The organism is Streptomyces sp., assembly GCF_036566765.1.
Classification (GTDB): Bacteria; Actinomycetota; Actinomycetes; order Streptomycetales; family Streptomycetaceae; genus Streptomyces.
Map to the genome: position 1 here is coordinate 13,820 of NZ_DATCVQ010000414.1, position 16,454 is coordinate 30,273.

At 67.9% G+C, this 16,454-nt stretch carries 41 protein-coding genes; all 41 read left to right on the forward strand.

The features are described from left to right. Positions 1-8: 8 nt before the first annotated feature. Positions 9-428, forward strand: a complete 420-nt coding sequence (locus tag VIU94_RS24075) for a DUF8820 family protein (protein ID WP_331914006.1) — start codon at positions 9-11, stop codon at positions 426-428. A 2-nt stretch (positions 429-430) separates the two neighbouring features. After that, the gene (locus VIU94_RS24080; RefSeq protein ID WP_331914008.1) at positions 431-676 is read left to right on the forward strand and encodes a hypothetical protein; all 246 of its coding nucleotides are present in this window, start codon (positions 431-433) and stop codon (positions 674-676) included. 335 nt (positions 677-1,011) lie between these two features. Beyond that, positions 1,012-1,146: a hypothetical protein gene (locus VIU94_RS24085; protein WP_331914010.1), complete on the forward strand. Its 135-nt coding sequence runs from the start codon at positions 1,012-1,014 to the stop codon at positions 1,144-1,146. Between the two features lie 150 nt (positions 1,147-1,296). Continuing rightward, positions 1,297-1,692 carry a hypothetical protein gene (locus tag VIU94_RS24090; protein WP_331914012.1) on the forward strand — a complete coding sequence of 132 codons (396 nt, stop codon included), beginning with the start codon at positions 1,297-1,299 and terminating at the stop codon, positions 1,690-1,692. After that, a complete protein-coding gene (locus VIU94_RS24095) occupies positions 1,667-1,966 on the forward strand; it encodes a hypothetical protein (protein ID WP_331914014.1) in 300 nt (99 codons plus the stop codon). Before VIU94_RS24090 ends, VIU94_RS24095 begins: the two co-directional genes overlap by 26 nt. Continuing rightward, complete coding sequence (locus VIU94_RS24100) at positions 1,963-2,145, forward strand: hypothetical protein (protein WP_331914016.1); 183 nt, start codon at positions 1,963-1,965, stop codon at positions 2,143-2,145. The genes VIU94_RS24095 and VIU94_RS24100 overlap by 4 nt, the downstream gene beginning before the upstream one ends. Next, positions 2,142-2,414 (forward strand): hypothetical protein, encoded by a 273-nt coding sequence (locus VIU94_RS24105; RefSeq protein WP_331914018.1) that lies wholly within the window; start codon positions 2,142-2,144, stop codon positions 2,412-2,414. The genes VIU94_RS24100 and VIU94_RS24105 overlap by 4 nt, the downstream gene beginning before the upstream one ends. After that, positions 2,411-2,554 carry a hypothetical protein gene (locus tag VIU94_RS24110; RefSeq protein ID WP_331914020.1) on the forward strand — a complete coding sequence of 48 codons (144 nt, stop codon included), beginning with the start codon at positions 2,411-2,413 and terminating at the stop codon, positions 2,552-2,554. The genes VIU94_RS24105 and VIU94_RS24110 overlap by 4 nt, the downstream gene beginning before the upstream one ends. After that, on the forward strand, positions 2,551-2,766 hold the full coding sequence (locus tag VIU94_RS24115) for a hypothetical protein (RefSeq protein ID WP_331914022.1): 216 nt from the start codon (positions 2,551-2,553) through the stop codon (positions 2,764-2,766). The genes VIU94_RS24110 and VIU94_RS24115 overlap by 4 nt, the downstream gene beginning before the upstream one ends. Next, complete coding sequence (locus VIU94_RS24120) at positions 2,763-3,446, forward strand: lambda exonuclease family protein (RefSeq protein WP_331914024.1); 684 nt, start codon at positions 2,763-2,765, stop codon at positions 3,444-3,446. Before VIU94_RS24115 ends, VIU94_RS24120 begins: the two co-directional genes overlap by 4 nt. After that, complete coding sequence (locus tag VIU94_RS24125) at positions 3,443-4,036, forward strand: hypothetical protein (protein WP_331914026.1); 594 nt, start codon at positions 3,443-3,445, stop codon at positions 4,034-4,036. The genes VIU94_RS24120 and VIU94_RS24125 overlap by 4 nt, the downstream gene beginning before the upstream one ends. Position 4,037: 1 nt before the next feature. After that, positions 4,038-4,436, forward strand: coding sequence for a hypothetical protein (locus VIU94_RS24130; RefSeq protein ID WP_331914028.1), 399 nt, complete (start codon positions 4,038-4,040; stop codon positions 4,434-4,436). Beyond that, entirely contained in the window at positions 4,433-4,594 is a 162-nt protein-coding gene (locus VIU94_RS24135) for a hypothetical protein (protein WP_331914030.1), read from the forward strand. Before VIU94_RS24130 ends, VIU94_RS24135 begins: the two co-directional genes overlap by 4 nt. Beyond that, on the forward strand, positions 4,591-5,136 hold the full coding sequence (locus tag VIU94_RS24140) for a hypothetical protein (protein ID WP_331914032.1): 546 nt from the start codon (positions 4,591-4,593) through the stop codon (positions 5,134-5,136). The genes VIU94_RS24135 and VIU94_RS24140 overlap by 4 nt, the downstream gene beginning before the upstream one ends. Next, positions 5,133-5,960 carry a M23 family metallopeptidase gene (locus tag VIU94_RS24145; RefSeq protein WP_331914034.1) on the forward strand — a complete coding sequence of 276 codons (828 nt, stop codon included), beginning with the start codon at positions 5,133-5,135 and terminating at the stop codon, positions 5,958-5,960. Before VIU94_RS24140 ends, VIU94_RS24145 begins: the two co-directional genes overlap by 4 nt. Then, positions 5,957-6,331, forward strand: coding sequence for a hypothetical protein (locus VIU94_RS24150; RefSeq protein WP_331914036.1), 375 nt, complete (start codon positions 5,957-5,959; stop codon positions 6,329-6,331). The genes VIU94_RS24145 and VIU94_RS24150 overlap by 4 nt, the downstream gene beginning before the upstream one ends. Further along, a complete protein-coding gene (locus tag VIU94_RS24155; RefSeq protein ID WP_331914038.1) occupies positions 6,328-6,564 on the forward strand; it encodes a hypothetical protein in 237 nt (78 codons plus the stop codon). The genes VIU94_RS24150 and VIU94_RS24155 overlap by 4 nt, the downstream gene beginning before the upstream one ends. A 54-nt stretch (positions 6,565-6,618) precedes the next feature. After that, complete coding sequence (locus VIU94_RS24160) at positions 6,619-7,014, forward strand: beta-sandwich lipoprotein (RefSeq protein ID WP_331914040.1); 396 nt, start codon at positions 6,619-6,621, stop codon at positions 7,012-7,014. After that, positions 7,011-7,334, forward strand: a complete 324-nt coding sequence (locus VIU94_RS24165; protein WP_331914042.1) for a hypothetical protein — start codon at positions 7,011-7,013, stop codon at positions 7,332-7,334. The genes VIU94_RS24160 and VIU94_RS24165 overlap by 4 nt, the downstream gene beginning before the upstream one ends. Beyond that, positions 7,331-7,480 (forward strand): hypothetical protein, encoded by a 150-nt coding sequence (locus VIU94_RS24170; protein ID WP_331914044.1) that lies wholly within the window; start codon positions 7,331-7,333, stop codon positions 7,478-7,480. Before VIU94_RS24165 ends, VIU94_RS24170 begins: the two co-directional genes overlap by 4 nt. Continuing rightward, complete coding sequence (locus VIU94_RS24175; protein WP_331914046.1) at positions 7,477-7,641, forward strand: hypothetical protein; 165 nt, start codon at positions 7,477-7,479, stop codon at positions 7,639-7,641. The genes VIU94_RS24170 and VIU94_RS24175 overlap by 4 nt, the downstream gene beginning before the upstream one ends. After that, on the forward strand, positions 7,634-7,885 hold the full coding sequence (locus VIU94_RS24180; RefSeq protein WP_331914048.1) for a DUF4326 domain-containing protein: 252 nt from the start codon (positions 7,634-7,636) through the stop codon (positions 7,883-7,885). Before VIU94_RS24175 ends, VIU94_RS24180 begins: the two co-directional genes overlap by 8 nt. Beyond that, a complete protein-coding gene (locus VIU94_RS24185) occupies positions 7,882-8,052 on the forward strand; it encodes a hypothetical protein (protein WP_331914050.1) in 171 nt (56 codons plus the stop codon). The genes VIU94_RS24180 and VIU94_RS24185 overlap by 4 nt, the downstream gene beginning before the upstream one ends. Next, positions 8,049-9,344 (forward strand): SNF2-related protein, encoded by a 1,296-nt coding sequence (locus VIU94_RS24190; RefSeq protein ID WP_331914052.1) that lies wholly within the window; start codon positions 8,049-8,051, stop codon positions 9,342-9,344. The genes VIU94_RS24185 and VIU94_RS24190 overlap by 4 nt, the downstream gene beginning before the upstream one ends. After that, positions 9,341-10,237 (forward strand): DNA-methyltransferase, encoded by an 897-nt coding sequence (locus VIU94_RS24195; RefSeq protein WP_331914053.1) that lies wholly within the window; start codon positions 9,341-9,343, stop codon positions 10,235-10,237. The genes VIU94_RS24190 and VIU94_RS24195 overlap by 4 nt, the downstream gene beginning before the upstream one ends. Continuing rightward, on the forward strand, positions 10,234-10,614 hold the full coding sequence (locus VIU94_RS24200) for a hypothetical protein (RefSeq protein WP_331914054.1): 381 nt from the start codon (positions 10,234-10,236) through the stop codon (positions 10,612-10,614). Before VIU94_RS24195 ends, VIU94_RS24200 begins: the two co-directional genes overlap by 4 nt. Then, positions 10,611-11,252, forward strand: coding sequence for a DNA cytosine methyltransferase (locus tag VIU94_RS24205; protein ID WP_331914055.1), 642 nt, complete (start codon positions 10,611-10,613; stop codon positions 11,250-11,252). Before VIU94_RS24200 ends, VIU94_RS24205 begins: the two co-directional genes overlap by 4 nt. Then, the gene (locus VIU94_RS24210; protein WP_331914056.1) at positions 11,252-11,563 is read left to right on the forward strand and encodes a WhiB family transcriptional regulator; all 312 of its coding nucleotides are present in this window, start codon (positions 11,252-11,254) and stop codon (positions 11,561-11,563) included. The genes VIU94_RS24205 and VIU94_RS24210 overlap by 1 nt, the downstream gene beginning before the upstream one ends. Further along, positions 11,560-11,934 (forward strand): WhiB family transcriptional regulator, encoded by a 375-nt coding sequence (locus VIU94_RS24215; RefSeq protein ID WP_331914057.1) that lies wholly within the window; start codon positions 11,560-11,562, stop codon positions 11,932-11,934. Before VIU94_RS24210 ends, VIU94_RS24215 begins: the two co-directional genes overlap by 4 nt. Continuing rightward, positions 11,931-12,116, forward strand: coding sequence for a MerR family transcriptional regulator (locus tag VIU94_RS24220; RefSeq protein WP_331914058.1), 186 nt, complete (start codon positions 11,931-11,933; stop codon positions 12,114-12,116). The genes VIU94_RS24215 and VIU94_RS24220 overlap by 4 nt, the downstream gene beginning before the upstream one ends. A 76-nt stretch (positions 12,117-12,192) precedes the next feature. Further along, positions 12,193-12,540, forward strand: a complete 348-nt coding sequence (locus VIU94_RS24225; protein WP_331914059.1) for a hypothetical protein — start codon at positions 12,193-12,195, stop codon at positions 12,538-12,540. Between the two features lie 142 nt (positions 12,541-12,682). Then, positions 12,683-13,126: a hypothetical protein gene (locus VIU94_RS24230; RefSeq protein ID WP_331914060.1), complete on the forward strand. Its 444-nt coding sequence runs from the start codon at positions 12,683-12,685 to the stop codon at positions 13,124-13,126. Further along, the gene (locus tag VIU94_RS24235; RefSeq protein ID WP_331914061.1) at positions 13,123-13,365 is read left to right on the forward strand and encodes a hypothetical protein; all 243 of its coding nucleotides are present in this window, start codon (positions 13,123-13,125) and stop codon (positions 13,363-13,365) included. Before VIU94_RS24230 ends, VIU94_RS24235 begins: the two co-directional genes overlap by 4 nt. Next, complete coding sequence (locus VIU94_RS24240) at positions 13,362-13,571, forward strand: hypothetical protein (protein WP_331914062.1); 210 nt, start codon at positions 13,362-13,364, stop codon at positions 13,569-13,571. The genes VIU94_RS24235 and VIU94_RS24240 overlap by 4 nt, the downstream gene beginning before the upstream one ends. Continuing rightward, positions 13,568-13,951: a hypothetical protein gene (locus VIU94_RS24245; protein WP_331914063.1), complete on the forward strand. Its 384-nt coding sequence runs from the start codon at positions 13,568-13,570 to the stop codon at positions 13,949-13,951. The genes VIU94_RS24240 and VIU94_RS24245 overlap by 4 nt, the downstream gene beginning before the upstream one ends. Further along, positions 13,948-14,700: a hypothetical protein gene (locus VIU94_RS24250; protein WP_331914064.1), complete on the forward strand. Its 753-nt coding sequence runs from the start codon at positions 13,948-13,950 to the stop codon at positions 14,698-14,700. Before VIU94_RS24245 ends, VIU94_RS24250 begins: the two co-directional genes overlap by 4 nt. Next, entirely contained in the window at positions 14,697-14,963 is a 267-nt protein-coding gene (locus tag VIU94_RS24255; RefSeq protein ID WP_331914065.1) for a hypothetical protein, read from the forward strand. Before VIU94_RS24250 ends, VIU94_RS24255 begins: the two co-directional genes overlap by 4 nt. After that, positions 14,960-15,118, forward strand: coding sequence for a helix-turn-helix domain-containing protein (locus VIU94_RS24260; protein ID WP_331914066.1), 159 nt, complete (start codon positions 14,960-14,962; stop codon positions 15,116-15,118). Before VIU94_RS24255 ends, VIU94_RS24260 begins: the two co-directional genes overlap by 4 nt. Positions 15,119-15,211: 93 nt before the next feature. Beyond that, positions 15,212-15,430: a hypothetical protein gene (locus VIU94_RS24265; protein ID WP_331914067.1), complete on the forward strand. Its 219-nt coding sequence runs from the start codon at positions 15,212-15,214 to the stop codon at positions 15,428-15,430. Beyond that, positions 15,427-15,651, forward strand: a complete 225-nt coding sequence (locus tag VIU94_RS24270) for a hypothetical protein (protein ID WP_331914068.1) — start codon at positions 15,427-15,429, stop codon at positions 15,649-15,651. Before VIU94_RS24265 ends, VIU94_RS24270 begins: the two co-directional genes overlap by 4 nt. Before the next feature lie 177 nt (positions 15,652-15,828). Continuing rightward, the gene (locus VIU94_RS24275; RefSeq protein WP_331914069.1) at positions 15,829-16,326 is read left to right on the forward strand and encodes a hypothetical protein; all 498 of its coding nucleotides are present in this window, start codon (positions 15,829-15,831) and stop codon (positions 16,324-16,326) included. The last annotated feature ends 128 nt before the right edge of the window (positions 16,327-16,454 follow it).

The window sequence follows — 16,454 nt, forward strand, 5'->3', positions numbered from 1 at the left end:
AACTCACCATGCAGGACACCATCCTTTCCGAGCACATCGGTACCGAGTCCGCGTTCACCGAGCTGGCATCCCAGTGGGATGTCCCCACCGTGGCGGGTCTGCAGCACCAGGGCGACGTGAGCGTTGTGCCCGCGTCGATGGTCGCCGACTTCCGCCTCCCGACGAGGGCTGTGCCGCGTGTCGGTGTGGCTGTGGTGCGGGGCGAGTCGGGCGGGAACACGCATCTGCTGCTTGCTGAGGGTGAGGTTCGGTTCGACTCCCGTGAGGCGTCGGCGACGGACCTGACCCTGGGGTCGCTGAGCGTCGCCGAGGGTGCGACAGCGTTTCTGGATCACCCGGAGCACGGGAACACCGGGATCGCGCCGGGGGAGTACGTGCTGCGGCGGAAGCGTGAGCAGGCGGACGAACTCCGGATGGTCCAGGACTGATCATGAGCGCCGCCATGCATCGCGACCTGGCCGAGGTCTACCGCAGGCACGACAAGCCCGACATGGCCCGCTCCCACGAGCGGGTGGCGGCAGCGATCGAGGGCATGTACCGACGGGCCACCGTAGACCCACCCCCGCCGTGCGCCTGCTCCGTGTGCACCGAGTGGAACGCCGGGCTCATCGCAGCGGGCAATCCCCTCAGGATCCTCCACCCCACGACGGCCGCCTCAGGTGACTCGCCACCCTGACCCGGCCTTGCCGGTCGGTCGCGGCGATCGTCCCCCGACCCCGCGGCCGACCGGTTCCAAAGCTCCCCGGGGCGGGTTCACCCTCCTCCCGCTCCGGGGCCCAGACGTCCACATGTCCTCGACGACAGGAGACCTCATGAGTGTTCACCGCAGGCACCGGCACTCCGCCAAGCACCACAAGCAGAAGGCACGGCAGGCCGGGCTGAGGGGTCGCGCACGCACCTACCCGACGCCCGCCTGGAAGTTCGAGCGGACCCCCGAGGACCAGGGTCGCGAGGCCGCCGCTTGGTCTGACGAACTCACGTACCGACTCACCGGAAAGGGGGTGACCAGCAATGGCAGGCAGGAACAACGGCAGCACGCAGCCGAAGGGCCACGGCACCGCGCACAAGGGCCAGGGCGTCCGGACGCAGGCCGCGAAGCCGCCGAAGTCCGCAGCGACGTCGGCAGGCAGCAAGGGCCGGAAGTAGCACCACGCGCCGACAGCGTGGACGTCATCACAGCTGTCGCAAGTCGGCTCCTCGACGGAGTCCGTCAGCAGGTCAACCCGAAGTGATCTGAGACGACTGGCCTCGGGCATCCCGAAGTTGCCCGAGGCCAGCAGGAACGAGGTTACCGCCATGATCCACTACCGACCACTCGATCCCATGGGCCGGCCGACCGTCGGCGAGAACCTCGTCCACGGCACCGTCACCCTCACCCTGCCCGGCGCGGGCGGCGGCCTGGAGGAACACCAGCTCGCCGTCGTCGAGGCCGAGCGGACCGCGACTGCACTCACCGAGCGGCACGAGTTCACCTTCACCGACGCCATGTCCGGCGAGGTCTACGAGGTGGCCATGTCCCACAGCTTCGACGCGGCGGTGGGTCAGCGCCTGCGTGATGCGTCGTCGGCGGTCCACACGTACGTGACCACGCACCGGCCGGGAGCCGCGGCGCGGATGCGAGAGGGGTTCGCCACGAGATCGTCACGCCGAACATCGGAGGTGCCTGATGACGACGGCCGCCGCTCCCGTTGAGATCACTGTCACTGACGCCGAGCTGGCTCTGTGGCTCAAGGGCGAGATCGAGAAGCCGTGCGAGCTGAACCACTGGCTGATCCCGTGCGCGCATCCTGCGGCATGGGCCGGCTACTTCCGGTTCCCCTGTGGCCATCTCGACCCGCAGGCCCGGCTGGTCTGCGACCTGTGCCACACGAACCTCGTTGAGGGCAGGGCGTTCTGCTCGCCGCCCTGCCGGGTGCCCGCCACCGTCACGTGGGCTGAGCGCCTCCATGAGGGAGGCAGCCGATGACCACCGACCTCCGCGTGGACCTCCTCGTCGAGGAGCTGACGCACCGCCTCACCGTCGTCCGCGCCCGTCACACCCCCACCGACGCCAACACCGGTGACGGTGACGCCCAGTGGTGCATGGAAGACGGCCACGAATGGCCCTGCGAGACGCGGCGGGCGCTGGACGGTGAGGGGCTGTGACCACCACCACGCTGCCGGTCACCGACGACGAGCTGCGGACCATCGTCGGCGACCAGCCCGAACGCACCTGCCAAGTCGCGGCAGCTCCCGGCCGCGCATGCGGCAAACCCGCCGACTGGTGGGTCGAGGTCGTGGCCATCTGCGACTGCCCCGGCAACCTCAACGGGTTCGTCTGCGCCTACCACAAGGCCACCTGGGACAAGGCCGGGATCAACTGCGCCTACTGCCGGACGCCGAATCAGATCGTGAAGTGGGTGCCGCTGCGATGACCGCCCTCCTGATCGACGACCCCGAGCTCGACACGTGCCCCGACTGCGAAGGTGACGGCCACTTCAACGTCGTCTCGCGCGGTGTGGCCATGCAGATCACGTGCGGGACCTGTCACGGCGATGGGGTGATCACGGCATGAGCCGACGCATCACCGCCGCCGACGTCGAGATCGTCCGCGACTTCATCGAGAAGGCCACCGGTAACCGGGTCATCGAGGCCCACGTCCAGGGTCAGCGGCAGATGTTCGTCGTCGACCTCAACGCGCTGTGGTCACCCGGCTGGCTGTGCACCTGCCCCGCGCTGGATGAGGACTGCCCCCACATCCGAGCCACAAAGGAGGCCATCGCATGAGCCTCCACACGTACGCCGACCTCGAGCAGCGCTCCGACGAATGGCTCGACGTGCGACGCGGGATCGTCACCGCATCCGTCATCGGCCAGCTCATCACGCCGAAGAAGCTTGAGACGGCCAGCAACGACTACTCCCGCGCGCTCACCTTGCAGCTTGTCGCCGAGCGCATCACCGGATGGACCGAGGAACCGTACGTCAGCCACGACATGATGCGCGGCAAGCTCGACGAGCCCGTAGCGCGCGGCATCTACGCCGAGCACTACGCACCCGTCACCGAGGTCGGCTTCATGGTCAACGACGACCACGGCTTCCGGATCGGCTTCTCACCCGACGGCCTCGTGGGTGACGACGGGCTCATCGAGATCAAGTCGCGCCGGCCCAAGGCACACGTCGCCACGGTCGTCGCAGGCGAGGTGCCGGCTGAGTGCATGCCGCAGATCCAGTGCGGGCTGCTCGTGTCCGGCCGCCAGTGGTGTGACTACGTGAGCTTTTGCGGCGGCATGCCGTTGTGGCGCAAGCGCGTGGAGCCGACCCCGGCGTGGTTCGACGCGATCCTCGCCGCCGTCGAGAGCTTCGAGCAGAGCGCGGCCGAGATGGTCGCCACCTACCAGGCCGCCGTCGCTGGGCTTCCCGCGACCGAGCGCATCGACCACTTCGCAGAACCGGAGCTAAAGCTATGAAGATCACCGCAGAGCCACGGTCCGACCAATGGAACGCAGATGACTTCGTCGGCGGCCCCAGGGTCTTCACCATCGCTGGAGTCAAGGTCGGGTCGGCGGAACAGAAGTACGACATCGACCTGGCCGAGGGCGAGGGGCGGGCATGGCGTCCACCACTGACGGTCCTTCGTCTGCTCATCGCCGCATGGGGTGACGAGGCGTCTGCGTGGGTCGGTCGTCGCGTGAAGCTGTACCGGGACGAGTCGGTCCGCTTCGGGTCTGACGCCGTCGGAGGCATTCGAGTCGCCGAGCTGAGCGACCTGCCCGGCGGCAAGCCGCTCCAGGTCAGCGTCACCGTGTCGCGGGGCAAGCGGGCACCGATGGTCGTAAAGCCGCTGACCGAACCTGCGGCACCGAGCGAGCCGACGGCCAAGCAGGTCAGTGCGTCCACGGACGTCGACGCACTCCGAGCCATGTGGGGCGTGTCCTCCCCGGCCCGACGCAAGCAGATCGAGGCGCGAGTGGCCGAGCTGACGACCGCCGGTACCGACGACGCCGAGCTGGTCGAGGACAACTTCGGCCGCACCACCACCCCACCCGAGGAGAGCTGACATGGCCGCCATCTACGGTTTCCGCCTGAGCAAGCAGCCGCCGTTCGAGGGCGTGCATCCGGCTCCCGGTTGGCGCGTCAGGTTCGACGGCAAGCGCACCACTTGGCTGGCGCGCGCCGCCACCAGGGACGGGCGCTACCTGATCCTCACTGCGTCGTTCTTCGGCGCGGTCCACTACACGATCCTCGACTTCGTCGAGAACGTCCGTGGCGCTATGGACATCGTCGGCTACGGACTCGGCATCGACACGACGAGTGGGCCTGACCCGGCCATCGACAAGGCCATCGACATGCTGCACGGCGGGCGCGGTGGCGGCTGGGAGGTCTCTGCGCGCAACCGCGTGGCCGTCAACATCACCGGGCTCCGGCCCCGTGACGCACAGGCGTGGGAGACCCCATGACCGCCACCAACGTCTACCGCCGTCAGCGTGACCTCGCCCGTCAGGCCCGCCTGGCTGTGGCCCAACGCCGGATCGACCTGGCGTTCGCGGCGGCCGGGTTCGAGCAGCACGCGGATGAGGCGCTGGCTGTGGTTGAGCCGGGGGAGGGGGAGCGATGAGCGCGACCTTGCTTGTTCAGCTCAACGACGGCGAGGCCCGCCCACTCAGCGAGTGCGCCTGGATCGTCACTGAGCCGTGTGGCTGCGTCAGCGGCATCATGACTGCCCAGTTCTCAGACGGCACTAACACCATCGCGACCGAGGAAGCAGCCTGGAGCCACTTCTATGAGTTCGAGGGCGCGGAGGCGCGGAAGCGCGACCAGGCGGCTGGCGTCACGTTCCGTCTCGTCGGCCACGACGAGGGCCACCAGCTGTTGCGGAGGACGTGCGAGCACGTCCCGCAGTGGGGCCGGAAGCCTAGGCCGGAAGCTGACGGATATCGGTGGGCCATGGCTGAGTCGTACCCACGCAACGCCGGGTCGCGTCTGCATCTGATCGGGAACGACGCGCTGAACGTTGACCGCTGGAATTCCCCATCTCCGGCCCCGCACTTCGAGGCCCTGTGCGGCAAGCGGGAGAAGTGGTGGTCGGCCGAGTCGCACGACACGGATGGTCGCGTCACATGCCTGCGCTGTGAGCGCAAGGCGGAGGCAGCGACATGACCGCCATCGCCGCCGCTGTCACCGCCGTTGCCCTCATCGCACCCACGGCACCCACCGACGTCGACCCCCTCGACGTGATCAGCCCCGGGCTGCTGATCGCGGCCGAACCGTTCGAGGACACCGGCACCACCGCCGACGACGAACACGCCATGCTCACGCAGCGCATCCACGTCGAACGCCTCGAATCGCTCGGGACATCGCGGACGATCCGGGAACGCCGTCTCGCCGAGAAGCACCCCCGTCACCGCGCGGTGGTCGAGGCGGGACGCCAGTCGGCAGCCGACCGGTACGCCGCCAGGGTCGCACGGGCTGAGGCTGCACGGGCACGGCGACTGGCCGCGGAGGAGGCGGCACGGGCGGCGGCACGGAAGGCGGCCGAGCAGGAGCACGCCGCGCCTGTGCCGTCGCGGGGGTCGGCCGCGCGATCCGCAACCACGGTGCTGCCGGTCAGCGGCTACCGGCTCACCGCACGGTTCGGGCAGTCCGGCAGCCGGTGGGCACGCGACCACACCGGGCTCGACTTCGCCGCCCCGACAGGCACGAAGGTCCGCGCCCCGCAAGCCTGCGAGGTCACCTTCGCCGGATCAGCCGGCGCATACGGAAACAAGGTCGAGTGCGACACGGGCTCCGTCGAGTTCTGGTTCGCGCACCTGTCCCGGTTCGACGTGTCCGTCGGTGACGACATGGACACGGGCGAACTCATCGGGCGGGTGGGCGCGACCGGCAACGTCACCGGGCCACACCTGCACTTCGAGGTCCATCCGAACGGCGGTGGGCCGGTTGACCCGGACCACTGGCTGACGAGCAAGGGAGTACGACCATGAGAAAAAGCATCGGTAGGCCCGTTGCGGCCATCGTCTACGAGAGCGACCTACCCGAGGTTCGGCTGTCCGGCAGCAGTCTCTCCACCGGCGACGGACCCGAGGCGTGCACAGCGCGCCCGTGGGACAACCCCAACTGGCTCTACAACCACGCGCTCGGCGCGCTGGCGCTCTACCACCGACTGAAGGCGGATCAAGCACGGGCCGAGGCTGAGGCGGAGCGCATCAAGGCTGAGGACGCCAGGCGAGCGCCGTGGCGGACATGGCTGGACGAGCGGACCGAGGCCAACGACGTTTCCTGGGTTGCGATCGACGACGTTGCCCGTGCCCTCGTCGACGCTGGCGTGCAGGTGCCCGAGGGCGGTGCGCGATGAGCGCGGTCAACCGCGCGGCGGACGTCCTCGCGAAGGCCGGAGTCCTGCACGCACAGCTCCGCTACCACTACGCCGAGGCCCTCGCTGAGGCTGGCCTGCTGGACACAGCCGCCGACGAAGCCGTCGTCGCACTCCGCGAGAAGGCCGCCTACGACAAGGGATGGGCCGAGGCGCTGGCCAGCCTGTCGACCACGACCACGAACGACATCACGCTCGGAGCCACCACCTCATGACCCGCTTGAGTGGCTCGCAGACCACGGAATGACCCAATGAAAGGACTGCCCGACATGAAGAAGCTCTATGCCGGACTAGCGCTCACGGGCGTGCTGCTCCTCGGTGCCTGCTCGTCCGACGCCGATGTGGCATCGCGCAACCTGTCCCAGGCCGCCGAACAGTTCGAGGTCGAACGCCGGGTCGTGTTCTTCAACGGCATCACCGACAAGTACCTCCTAACCATCGAGGGTCGCTGCTCGGTAGAGACCGCCGAATCAGCCCTCGGTGGCTCGCTGGAGGTCACCTGCAAGATCGGCCCAGACGAGTTCAAGAAGCACTACCTCGGCCTGTCGGACAACGTGTCCTACTTCGTCGAGCAGATGGAACCGATCGACGTCGATGAGTTCCACTACCGGGTCATCTTCAAGCCGGAGACCATCGTCCCCGACATCGACCTCAAGACCTCATGAGCGCCCGCGACGAGCTGGCCAGACTGGTGCGCGATGAGATCAAGAAGTACCCCGTCGACACCAGCCTCCCTGCGGGGTTGCAGCCCGGCCCAGCATGGGGCGCCACCGAATGGACGATCGCCGACGCCATCCTCGCCGCAGGCTGGCGACCGCCGGCCCGTGTCGTCACCACGGTCCAGGAGATTGAGGCGCTGCCTGAGGGCGCGATTCTCCTGGACCCCACCTACACCGTGTGGTTCCGCAGTGACCTTGGCCGCCGCGCTGAGGTCACCGCGGCTGGCCCGTTCACCGTGATCCACGAGCCGGTCGTGCCCTCATGACCGCCGCCCTGCATCGCGACCTGGCCGAGGTCTACCGCAGGCACGGCAACCCGGACATGGCGCTGTCTCGCGAGCAGGTGGCGGCAGCGATCGATGGCATGTACCGACTGACCACCGTCGAGCCACCGAGCGGCGGTGCCTCATGACCCGCCCCCGCGGTGCCTGGGTAGCCCGCCACCCCGAAGACCGGACCGCGTTCGTGTTCGCCAGCGAACTCGCCGCGCTCCGTCTCGCTGTCACCCGTGGCATGGAGGTCGCGTTCGTGCCGTACGGGGAGGACGTGTTCGGGGAGGAGTCCGATGAGTGAGGAGAGCAACCTGCCTAAGGGCCACCCGATCCCATGGGACCAGCTCGTGCCATATGAGCGGCAGCAAGGTGGCTACTGGCTGCACTTCCCTCGTGGGAACAAGGTGTTCGTCCGCGAGCTGGCGGGCCGCGACCTCGCGTGCTGGTGCCCGCTCGACCAGCCATGCCACGCCGACGTCCTCCTGGAGATCGCGAACTCCAAGATCACCGCCTGGGATCTGCTCGGGATCGGCGGCACCCCATGAACGCCGCCGCGTGGACCGGCCTCGCCATCGCCGCCGTGTGGATCGTCGCCGACCTCCGCAACCACGTCCACGACCGGGCCGCCGCTGCCGTCGAACGGCACCGGCACGTGTGGCACGGGATGCGGGTCAGGTACGGGCGACCGACGCTGGGGAGGCGGGGAAGGTGAGCTACGCCGAGTTCCTACAGACGAAGCTGGCCACCGCGCCTGCCATCGGTCGGCCAGTGGTGGCGGCTGACGTGCACACCATGCTTCACGGCTGGCAGAACGAGATCGTCAGGTGGGCCGTCGGTGTTGGCCGTGCCGCGATCTGGGCTGACACGGGACTCGGCAAGACCGTCATGCAGGTCGAATGGGCCCGACTCTCCGGCGCCACCGCGCTGATCGTGGCGCCGCTGGCGGTGTGCCAGCAGACCGTCCGCGAGGCGGCCAAGGTCAACGTCACCGCGACATACATCCGGTCGGGTGAGCAGATCACAGGACCCGGGATCTATGTCACCTCGTACGAGATGGTCGAGCGGATCGACGCGGCACTAATCGACGCGGTCGTGCTCGACGAGGCATCCATCCTCAAGCAGTCCGATGGCAAGACGCGGACCATGCTGATCGAGCACTTCGCCGACGTCGACAGGCGCTTAGCGTGCACCGCAACCCCCGCACCGAACGACACCGAGGAGCTCACGAATCAGGCCGAGTTCCTCGGCGTGTGCAGCCGCGTCAACATGCTGGCCGGGTACTTCGTCCACGACTCCGATGGCTGGCGGCTCAAAGGCCACGCGCGCGGGCCCATGTTTCGGTGGATGGCCTCGTGGGCGCTCGCCATCCGCAAGCCGCACGATCTCGGCTATCCCGACGACGGGTATGAGCTGCCCGGCCTGCGGATCCTCGACCACCTGATCCCGGTACCGATCGAAGCCGAAGGGCAGCTGTTCCCCACCGACCTCGGCGGCGTCGGCGGTCGTGCCAACGTGCGCCGGCAGACCATCGACGCGCGGTGCCAAGCTGCGGCCGAGCTGGTCGCCGCAGAGCCCGACGAACCGTGGCTGCTGTGGTGCGGGCTGAACGATGAGGCCTCCGCCCTCGCCCGGCTGATACCTGACTCGGTGAACGTCGACGGCTCATGGTCGCCGGAGGACAAGGCCGCGGCCCTGCTCGCCTTCGCCGACGGGAAGATCACCAGGCTGATCACCAAGCCGTCGATCGCCGCCTTCGGGCTGAATTGGCAGCACTGCGCACGCATGGCATTCGTCGGCCTGTCCGACAGCTACGAGGCCTACTACCAGGCCATCCGCCGCTGCTACCGCTACGGCCAACCCCGTGAAGTCGTCGCCCACCTCGTGCTCTCGGAGCTGGAAGGGCAGATCGCGGTCAACGTGCGCCGCAAGGAGGCCGGGGCCCGCTCCGTCATGCGCGAGCTGGTCGACGCGATGCGCACCGCAAGAGAGGAGATCGCCGCATGACACAGGACTACATCACCGACGACGCCGCAGGTCCCGCATGGCGGCTCATGCTCGGCGACTCCTGCGAACGTCTCGCCGAGCTGGGCGACGAGACGATCGACCTGTCCGTGTACTCCCCGCCGTTCGCCTCACTGTTCACCTACTCGCCAACCCCGCGCGACCTCGGAAACAGCGCCACCCGCGCCGAGTTCTTCCAGCACTACCGATTCATCATCGACCACGTGCTGCGGCTCACGAAGCCAGGCCGGGTCACCTGCGTGCACGTACAGCAGCTCACCACCACCAAGGCCACCCACGGAGTCACCGGCCTCACCGACTTCCGCGGCGAGGTCATCCGCGCCTACCAAGACGCTGGGTGGATCTTCCACGGCGAAGTCACCATCGACAAGGACCCGCAAGCCCAGGCCATCCGCACCAAGGCACAGGCGCTCATGTTCGCAACCCTCCGGCGCGACTCCGCGATGACCCGGCCAGCCCTGGCTGACTACCTCCTGCTGTTCCGCAAACCCGGCCAGAACGACACGCCGATCCGGGGGTTCGAGTCCGTCACCAACGACGAGTGGATCCAATGGGCCCGCCCCGTGTGGCTGGACATCAAGGAGACCAACACCCTCAACGCCCGCGTAGCCCGTGAGGCCGCCGACGAACGCCACATCGCCCCACTACAACTGGACTTCATTGACCGATGCATCCGGCTCTGGTCCAACCCCGGAGAGACCGTCCTCACCCCCTTCGCAGGCATCGGCAGCGAGGTCTACGCAGCGGTCAAGCTCGGCCGCCGCGGCATCGGTTGCGAACTCAAGCCGTCGTACTGGCGCACCGCCGTCGACAACCTGACCGAGCTGGACAAAGAGATGGCGCTCCCATCGCTGTTTGACGGGGAGGCATCGTGACTGCCCACATCCTCACCATCGACTACCCCACCACGTCGCTGCTGCTCAACAGCAACGACCGCGGGCACTGGCGGAAGACACGCGACCGCGAGCTGTACTGGAAGGAGCGCGGAGTCATCGCCGCCCGCGGACTCGACCAGCTGCCGCGCGCGCAGATCGACGCGTGGTTCCGATTCCCCACCAACCACCGCAGAGACGTAGTCAACCTCTACCCGACGATCAAGAGCTGGATCGATGGGGCCGTGCAGGCGGGCATCCTCCCCGACGACTCCGACCGGTACCTCGACGGACCGTTCCTGCGCCGCGAGTGGCCCAACGGACCGCTGCGGATCAAGGTCGCGATCAACGAGCTGGTGCCGCTGGAGGTGACCGGATGATGCGCCCTCGCCTGCTCGACCTGTTCTGCGGTGCCGGCGGGGCCGCCATGGGATACCACCGCGCCGGGTTCGACGTGGTGGGCGTGGACATCGAGCCGCAACTCAACTACCCGTTCGAGTTCATCCGGGCCGATGCGCTCGAGTACATCGAGGAACACGGCCACGAGTTCGACGCGGTCCATGCGAGCCCGCCGTGCCAGTTCTACAGCGCGATGACGAGCGCGTGGCCGGGGCTCGCAGCGCAGTACCCCGACCTGGTTGCGCCGGTGCGGGTAGCGCTCGAGCAGGCCGGCGTGCCGTACGTGATCGAGAATGTGCCGGGCTCACCGCTGCTCGACCCATACGTGCTGTGCGGGTTCATGTTCGAGCTCGAGCTGTACCGGCACCGGCTGTTCGAGACGTCATTCGAGCTCTGGATGCCGCTTCACCTGCCGCACCGGATCCCCGCCAGTCGCGCAGGCCACTACGTGCCGGGGACTGTGATGTCCGTCGCGGGCCACGTTGCGCCGGTGGCACACGCCCGCAAGATCATGGGCATCGACTGGACCACCCGCGACGAGCTGGCCGAGGCCATCCCGCCCGCGTACACGCAGTTCGTCGGAGCGCAGCTGCTGGACGCGTTGCGGAGGGCCGCCTGATGACCGCCTGGACGCGCAGCTCCTACGGCACCACCACCGAGTTCGCCCCCAACTGGCGTGAGCGTGCGGCCTGCCTGGCGTACGAACCCGAGCTTTGGTTCCCCATCAGCGAGGAAGGCGACACCCGCCGCTACGTCATGCAGCGCGCCGAGGCCAAGGCGATTTGTGCGGGGTGTCCCGTCAGGCGGCCCTGTTTGGCGGAGGCGCTCGCCTTCGAGGCCAAGGCCAGCAAGGCACACCGCCACGGGATCTTCGGCGGCTACACGGGCAGCGAGCGGGCAACGCTGGCCGGGAAGGCGAGGAAGAGATGAGCGACATGTCGTGGCTCGACGACGGGCTGTGCCAGCAGATCGGCGGCGAGCACTGGTTCCCGGAGAAAGGCTCGTCCACGAAGCAGGCCCGAGCCATCTGCAACGGCGACCCCGCCAGAGGAACCGAGCCCTGTCCGGTCAAGGCGCAATGCCTCGCGTGGGCACTGGAGAACAAGGAGATCTACGGCGTGTTCGGCGGCATGACCGCACGGGCGAGGCGCGCTCTCCTGCCGCCCACGTGCTACTGGTGCGGCGAGGTGTATGACCAGCCGACCATCGGGACCAGGTACTGCTCGCAGTCGTGCCGGGAGCTGGCCCGCAACCAGCAGCGCGAGGAGTCGCCGGCCCGGGCGAAGCGGAGGGCCGCATGAGCGACAGCATCGAAGCCCTGGAGAGGTGCGGAATCACGTACCGGCAGCTCGACTGCTGGACCCGGAAGGGCTACATCCACGCCCGTGATCGGCGCCAGAACACCTCGGGTGTGCCGCGGGATTTCAGCGACGAAGAGCTGGGTGTGGCCGCGCGAATGGGCCGCCTGATCGACCGCGGATAGCTCGGGTGACGCCCGGGAGGGTCCATCTCGGCCAGGGAATCGACCTCGTGATGACCGATCCGAAGGAGGCCAGCTAGTGCCCTTCGCGAACTTCGATGACGACTTCGCAGAGCACCCCAAGAACTATGCGCTCTCCGACGCCGCCTACCGGCTCCACTCGTCGGCGATCTTGCACTGCAACAAGCACCTGACCGACGGCCTCATCAGCGCCACAAAGGTGCGGACCCTGGTGCCGCGGTTCCGCCGCTCCGCCCTCGACGAGCTGGTTAACGCGGGTCACTGGTACTTCCACGAGTCGATCAACGCCTACGAGGTGCACGACTTCCTCGACTGGAATCGGAGCCGAGATCAGGTTCTCGCGGCACGCGAACGGAAATCCAAGGCGGGCAAGAAGGGAGCCGAGAAGCGATGGCACGAGGGATAGCACCTGCTATGGCACGTGCCATAGCAGAGGGCATTGGAGGGCGACATGGCCACTCCACTCCACTACTAGTTACCTCACCTTGGTCTGTTGTTGTGGCTGATATTCCATCCATCGTCACCCAAGTAACGCGCGGAGTCCGACCATGACGGCCGGCGTGTTTGACGCGACGGCACTCAACCACCTCGGTGCCGTCGTCCAAGCGATCCGTCCGCAGTGGGACGTGCCTGGCATCCGGTCGGCGCTGGAGAACGCGCTCGGCAAGCACTCGTACCCGGACGTCGCGCTCGTCGCTGTCAGTTCGGCGCGTGACCCGAAGGCGGCTACTCCAGGCGTCATCCCGACCCGCTGTGCGAATGGATGGACTGCAACCCGCAACGACGAAGTGAAGACAGGCACGCCGACCGCTCCGCCGATCGCGTCCCTGCGGTGCAAGAAGTGCGGGCACCTCGCTGTCGAGGGGCCGGAGCAGCACCGTCAGCACTGCGGCCGGGTGGTTGGGCCGGATGAGGACCGCCTGAGTGAGATCAAGGCCGCGATCAAGCCGCTCGTGACGTACGAGAAGCCCGAGGACGAGGAGCAGCCATGAAGTACTTCATCACCACAAGCGTCGACGACCGGACCGTGACGTGGCGGCAGGACATCGCCGACCCGTTCGTTCATCACACGATCATCATCGGCTGGCCGGTGCTCCTGCGCGGGTTGTTCCGGCGGCGACTGAAGGTGGTGGTGGACCTTGGCGGGGATGCCGAGACGATCTTCCAGGTCATGAACCTCGGCCAGCCAGAGACTGGGGACCCCACGGCGCACGACGGGACGACCTCATGAAAGTCCGCTACCAGACGTACGCCGGCACCACCGACTGGATCACGTGCGAGTCCGCGGCGGTCGAGGGCGAGGTGCTGCGAATCGTGCACGAGACGCGGCGGGCCAAGCCCAGCTATGCCGCGAGTTACCCGCCTCTCCGGGAGACGTACGTGCCGCTGGCCCTGATCGTGGGGGCGATCGAGGTTGAGGATGGGGAGGGGCTGTGAGCAGCAAGCCTGTGACCGTCTACGCCGCCGTGTGCGACCTGTGTGGCGCAGAGGTGATCACCAGCTACCAGAACCCCGTCGAGGCGGTCAGGGGGATGGCTGGCCTCCAGTGGGTTCGTCGAGGCGACGAACTCGCCTGCAAGCGGTGCGCCGAGGACCAGCGATGGGCAGATTGCGCGGCCACGTTCGGCGAGCACGCGTGGTATCGATGGCCCGCCACATGGGCCAGCAGCGCCGCGGACCAACCGCACACACCGTGGATGCGCGAGAAGGACGGCCAGCCGCGCTGGCGGATGCGCAAGTGCGGATCGTGTGGCTACGCCGAGCACCAGGACCAGGGCGAGCCGTGGGTCAGTTACCGACTACTGGAGGCGATGTGAGCGCACGGACATGCGTCACCAACTGCGGGCGGCCGACGCGCGACACCCGGCTGCTGTGCAACCACCACGTGTGGGAGGTGGAGCAGGCGTTGGCCGAGCTACCGGCTCTGGTCGACGAGCTGTCCACCACGCTGACGAAGCAGGCCAAGATGGGCGGCGGCAAGCGCGAGGACAAGCCGACGAAGGGCAAAGTCCACCCGCTGCCCTACGACGTCCGGGCGTCCGAGGTGCTCGAGCAGATCCGGATCGTGCTGATGGGCTGGGTGATGGACCTGCGCGACGGCAGCCCGGCTCCCATCGGCCCGGCGTGCGAGGACTGTGCCCACGGCTCGTGCACGTCGATCCGCTGGCACGCACTACCCGCGGACACCTTGCAGTCCATGTCCGCGTGGCTGCTGAAGCGCCTCGACGAGATCGCGCGGCACTCGGCAGCCGACGACATCTGGTCGGAGATCACCGACGCCACGGCGCAGGGCTGGATCGCGGTGGACCGTGCGGCGACCAAGACGCGCTTCGTGGTCGGCCCCTGCCCCGAGCTGAGCCCCACGGACGGGGCAGCGTGTCGAGGCGAGGTGTGGGCGTACATCCCGAGCGCCGAGGACCAGCGGGCCCGCATGGCGTGCGGCGAGTGCGGCACGACGTGGGAGACCCATCAGTGGCTGCGGGCTGGGCGCCGGATCCTCGACGCCAAGATCCGTGCACAGCGAGCGACCCGCATGGTGCGGGCGATCTTTGGAGGAGCGGCATGAATGATCGACTCGATGTTGGTGTGGACGTGAACATCCGCGAGTGCCACCTGATCGGCGGGGGGTTCCAGCTGACCATCCGCAACGATGCGCCAGCCACGTGGACGCAGGCCGACCCCGAGATCCACATCGCGACGCGCTTCCTGAACTCGTCTGTGGCGAAGGCGACCATCCTGGCCAAGTACGACGTCGTGGGGACGTGCCCACACAACTCGTGGCTGTATCACGCGAGGAGGCGCGACATCGACTGGGCTGCGCAGCCGTGACTCTCATCGACAGTCATGCGGCAGCCGTCGCGGTTGGCGTGACCGTCCGGACCATCCAGCGTTGGGTGCGCTCCGGGCGGCTCGTCAACTACGGCCGCGGGAACGCGATCCTGGTCGACCTCGACACGCTGCGGAGCGCGGTGGATGCCGAATGAGGCCGATGTCGTCTAGAGTGTGCTCAACTGGTCGTACTTTCGCCAGAGGAGCCCCGCCACCCGAGCGGGGCTTCGTCATGCCAGGGGGCAGTCATGGCGATTCTGAAACGTCCCGTCCGCAGCCTGTCCGCGATCAGCGACGAGATGCGTGACGCGAAGGCACGGCTGCAAGGGATCGAGAAGTCCGTCGTCGAGATCACGACACACCTGCTGGCGGCGATCCAGGCGCAGGACACGGTCACCGAGCAGATCCTCGACCTGGTCGTGGAGCGGCGCACGCTGATGTCCGAGCAGATGGGCGCAGCGAAGTGACCAAGGGCCGCGCGTTCTGGCTGACCTGGTTTGGCGTGGGCTTCGTCCGTGAGCTGCGAGCCATCCGGCGTAACGACCCCGACGCCACCCTGACGCACTTCACCCGATGGCTGTGGTTCATCGAGACGCCAGCCGGTCGAGCAGCATGGCTTGTGCTCTGGCCAGCAGGCACAGCGTGGACGCTCAAGCACATCCTCGAAGGGAAGCAGCGCCGTGGCTGATGTGGGCGTCGAGCACAACCCGCTGTGGCCATTCCCGGACCAGCAAGCAAGCCGGCTCGACCGTGCCAGGCAGATCGCCCGATGCCTAGTCGTCCCAGTCTCGGGAGACACCGCCGACATGATGCGCGAGCTGGCCACCGAATGTGGCGAGGCTTGGCTAGTCGAGGAGCCCGAGCCGTGAGCACCGAGCCCGGGCCCGCCGTCGACACCCACGGGAACCCGGTGCTCGACCCGACCAAGAACGTGCTGGACCTCGTCGACGCCGCCGTCAAGCGGCTCGACGACCTGCGATCCATGGAGGCGCAGCACTCCCGCGAGATGGCGCAGATGCGAGCCGAGTACGAGGACAAGCTGCGACTCGCCGAGACTGCCCGCATCGACGCGATCCGGTCAGTCGACCAGAGTGCGGTGCAGCGAGCGGCAGAGGTCCAGGCCACACAGGCCGGCGCACTCGCCACCCAGGTGGTGGCCACAGCTGACGCCTTCCGGGTATCCCTGGCTGGCGCACTGGAGCCCATCACCAAGGACATCGCCGACCTCCGCAAGACGCAGTACGAACAGGCAGGCCAGCGCACCCAGGTCGGTGAGAGCAGGCTCAACGTGGGCACCGTCCTCGGTGGGCTGAGCGTCCTGCTGGTGCTGGTCTTCGGCGTGATCGCCGTGGCGCTGCGGTGAGCACCGACCTGCCGCCCGCTGTCGAGGGTGACCCGCCTGAGGATTGGTTCTGGGAGTGGCCCGAGCAGGACGCGCGACACAGACTTCTCGACCGGCTGACCAGCTGGTTGGGCTGGCACTAACCATCT

Bases quoted from the DNA above. Each gene is read 5' to 3' on its own strand.
- VIU94_RS24075 (WP_331914006.1), top strand. From the start codon at position 9: ATGCAGGACACCATCCTTTCCGAGCACATCGGTACCGAGTCCGCGTTC.
- VIU94_RS24080 (WP_331914008.1), top strand. From the start codon at position 431: ATGAGCGCCGCCATGCATCGCGACCTGGCCGAGGTCTACCGCAGGCAC.
- VIU94_RS24085 (WP_331914010.1), top strand. From the start codon at position 1,012: ATGGCAGGCAGGAACAACGGCAGCACGCAGCCGAAGGGCCACGGCACC.
- VIU94_RS24090 (WP_331914012.1), top strand. From the start codon at position 1,297: ATGATCCACTACCGACCACTCGATCCCATGGGCCGGCCGACCGTCGGC.
- VIU94_RS24095 (WP_331914014.1), top strand. From the start codon at position 1,667: ATGACGACGGCCGCCGCTCCCGTTGAGATCACTGTCACTGACGCCGAG.
- VIU94_RS24100 (WP_331914016.1), top strand. From the start codon at position 1,963: ATGACCACCGACCTCCGCGTGGACCTCCTCGTCGAGGAGCTGACGCAC.
- VIU94_RS24110 (WP_331914020.1), top strand. From the start codon at position 2,411: ATGACCGCCCTCCTGATCGACGACCCCGAGCTCGACACGTGCCCCGAC.
- VIU94_RS24115 (WP_331914022.1), top strand. From the start codon at position 2,551: ATGAGCCGACGCATCACCGCCGCCGACGTCGAGATCGTCCGCGACTTC.
- VIU94_RS24120 (WP_331914024.1), top strand. From the start codon at position 2,763: ATGAGCCTCCACACGTACGCCGACCTCGAGCAGCGCTCCGACGAATGG.
- VIU94_RS24125 (WP_331914026.1), top strand. From the start codon at position 3,443: ATGAAGATCACCGCAGAGCCACGGTCCGACCAATGGAACGCAGATGAC.
- VIU94_RS24130 (WP_331914028.1), top strand. From the start codon at position 4,038: ATGGCCGCCATCTACGGTTTCCGCCTGAGCAAGCAGCCGCCGTTCGAG.
- VIU94_RS24135 (WP_331914030.1), top strand. From the start codon at position 4,433: ATGACCGCCACCAACGTCTACCGCCGTCAGCGTGACCTCGCCCGTCAG.
- VIU94_RS24140 (WP_331914032.1), top strand. From the start codon at position 4,591: ATGAGCGCGACCTTGCTTGTTCAGCTCAACGACGGCGAGGCCCGCCCA.
- VIU94_RS24145 (WP_331914034.1), top strand. From the start codon at position 5,133: ATGACCGCCATCGCCGCCGCTGTCACCGCCGTTGCCCTCATCGCACCC.
- VIU94_RS24150 (WP_331914036.1), top strand. From the start codon at position 5,957: ATGAGAAAAAGCATCGGTAGGCCCGTTGCGGCCATCGTCTACGAGAGC.
- VIU94_RS24155 (WP_331914038.1), top strand. From the start codon at position 6,328: ATGAGCGCGGTCAACCGCGCGGCGGACGTCCTCGCGAAGGCCGGAGTC.
- VIU94_RS24160 (WP_331914040.1), top strand. From the start codon at position 6,619: ATGAAGAAGCTCTATGCCGGACTAGCGCTCACGGGCGTGCTGCTCCTC.
- VIU94_RS24165 (WP_331914042.1), top strand. From the start codon at position 7,011: ATGAGCGCCCGCGACGAGCTGGCCAGACTGGTGCGCGATGAGATCAAG.
- VIU94_RS24170 (WP_331914044.1), top strand. From the start codon at position 7,331: ATGACCGCCGCCCTGCATCGCGACCTGGCCGAGGTCTACCGCAGGCAC.
- VIU94_RS24175 (WP_331914046.1), top strand. From the start codon at position 7,477: ATGACCCGCCCCCGCGGTGCCTGGGTAGCCCGCCACCCCGAAGACCGG.
- VIU94_RS24180 (WP_331914048.1), top strand. From the start codon at position 7,634: ATGAGTGAGGAGAGCAACCTGCCTAAGGGCCACCCGATCCCATGGGAC.
- VIU94_RS24185 (WP_331914050.1), top strand. From the start codon at position 7,882: ATGAACGCCGCCGCGTGGACCGGCCTCGCCATCGCCGCCGTGTGGATC.
- VIU94_RS24195 (WP_331914053.1), top strand. From the start codon at position 9,341: ATGACACAGGACTACATCACCGACGACGCCGCAGGTCCCGCATGGCGG.
- VIU94_RS24205 (WP_331914055.1), top strand. From the start codon at position 10,611: ATGATGCGCCCTCGCCTGCTCGACCTGTTCTGCGGTGCCGGCGGGGCC.
- VIU94_RS24210 (WP_331914056.1), top strand. From the start codon at position 11,252: ATGACCGCCTGGACGCGCAGCTCCTACGGCACCACCACCGAGTTCGCC.
- VIU94_RS24215 (WP_331914057.1), top strand. From the start codon at position 11,560: ATGAGCGACATGTCGTGGCTCGACGACGGGCTGTGCCAGCAGATCGGC.
- VIU94_RS24220 (WP_331914058.1), top strand. From the start codon at position 11,931: ATGAGCGACAGCATCGAAGCCCTGGAGAGGTGCGGAATCACGTACCGG.
- VIU94_RS24230 (WP_331914060.1), top strand. From the start codon at position 12,683: ATGACGGCCGGCGTGTTTGACGCGACGGCACTCAACCACCTCGGTGCC.
- VIU94_RS24235 (WP_331914061.1), top strand. From the start codon at position 13,123: ATGAAGTACTTCATCACCACAAGCGTCGACGACCGGACCGTGACGTGG.
- VIU94_RS24240 (WP_331914062.1), top strand. From the start codon at position 13,362: ATGAAAGTCCGCTACCAGACGTACGCCGGCACCACCGACTGGATCACG.
- VIU94_RS24255 (WP_331914065.1), top strand. From the start codon at position 14,697: ATGAATGATCGACTCGATGTTGGTGTGGACGTGAACATCCGCGAGTGC.
- VIU94_RS24265 (WP_331914067.1), top strand. From the start codon at position 15,212: ATGGCGATTCTGAAACGTCCCGTCCGCAGCCTGTCCGCGATCAGCGAC.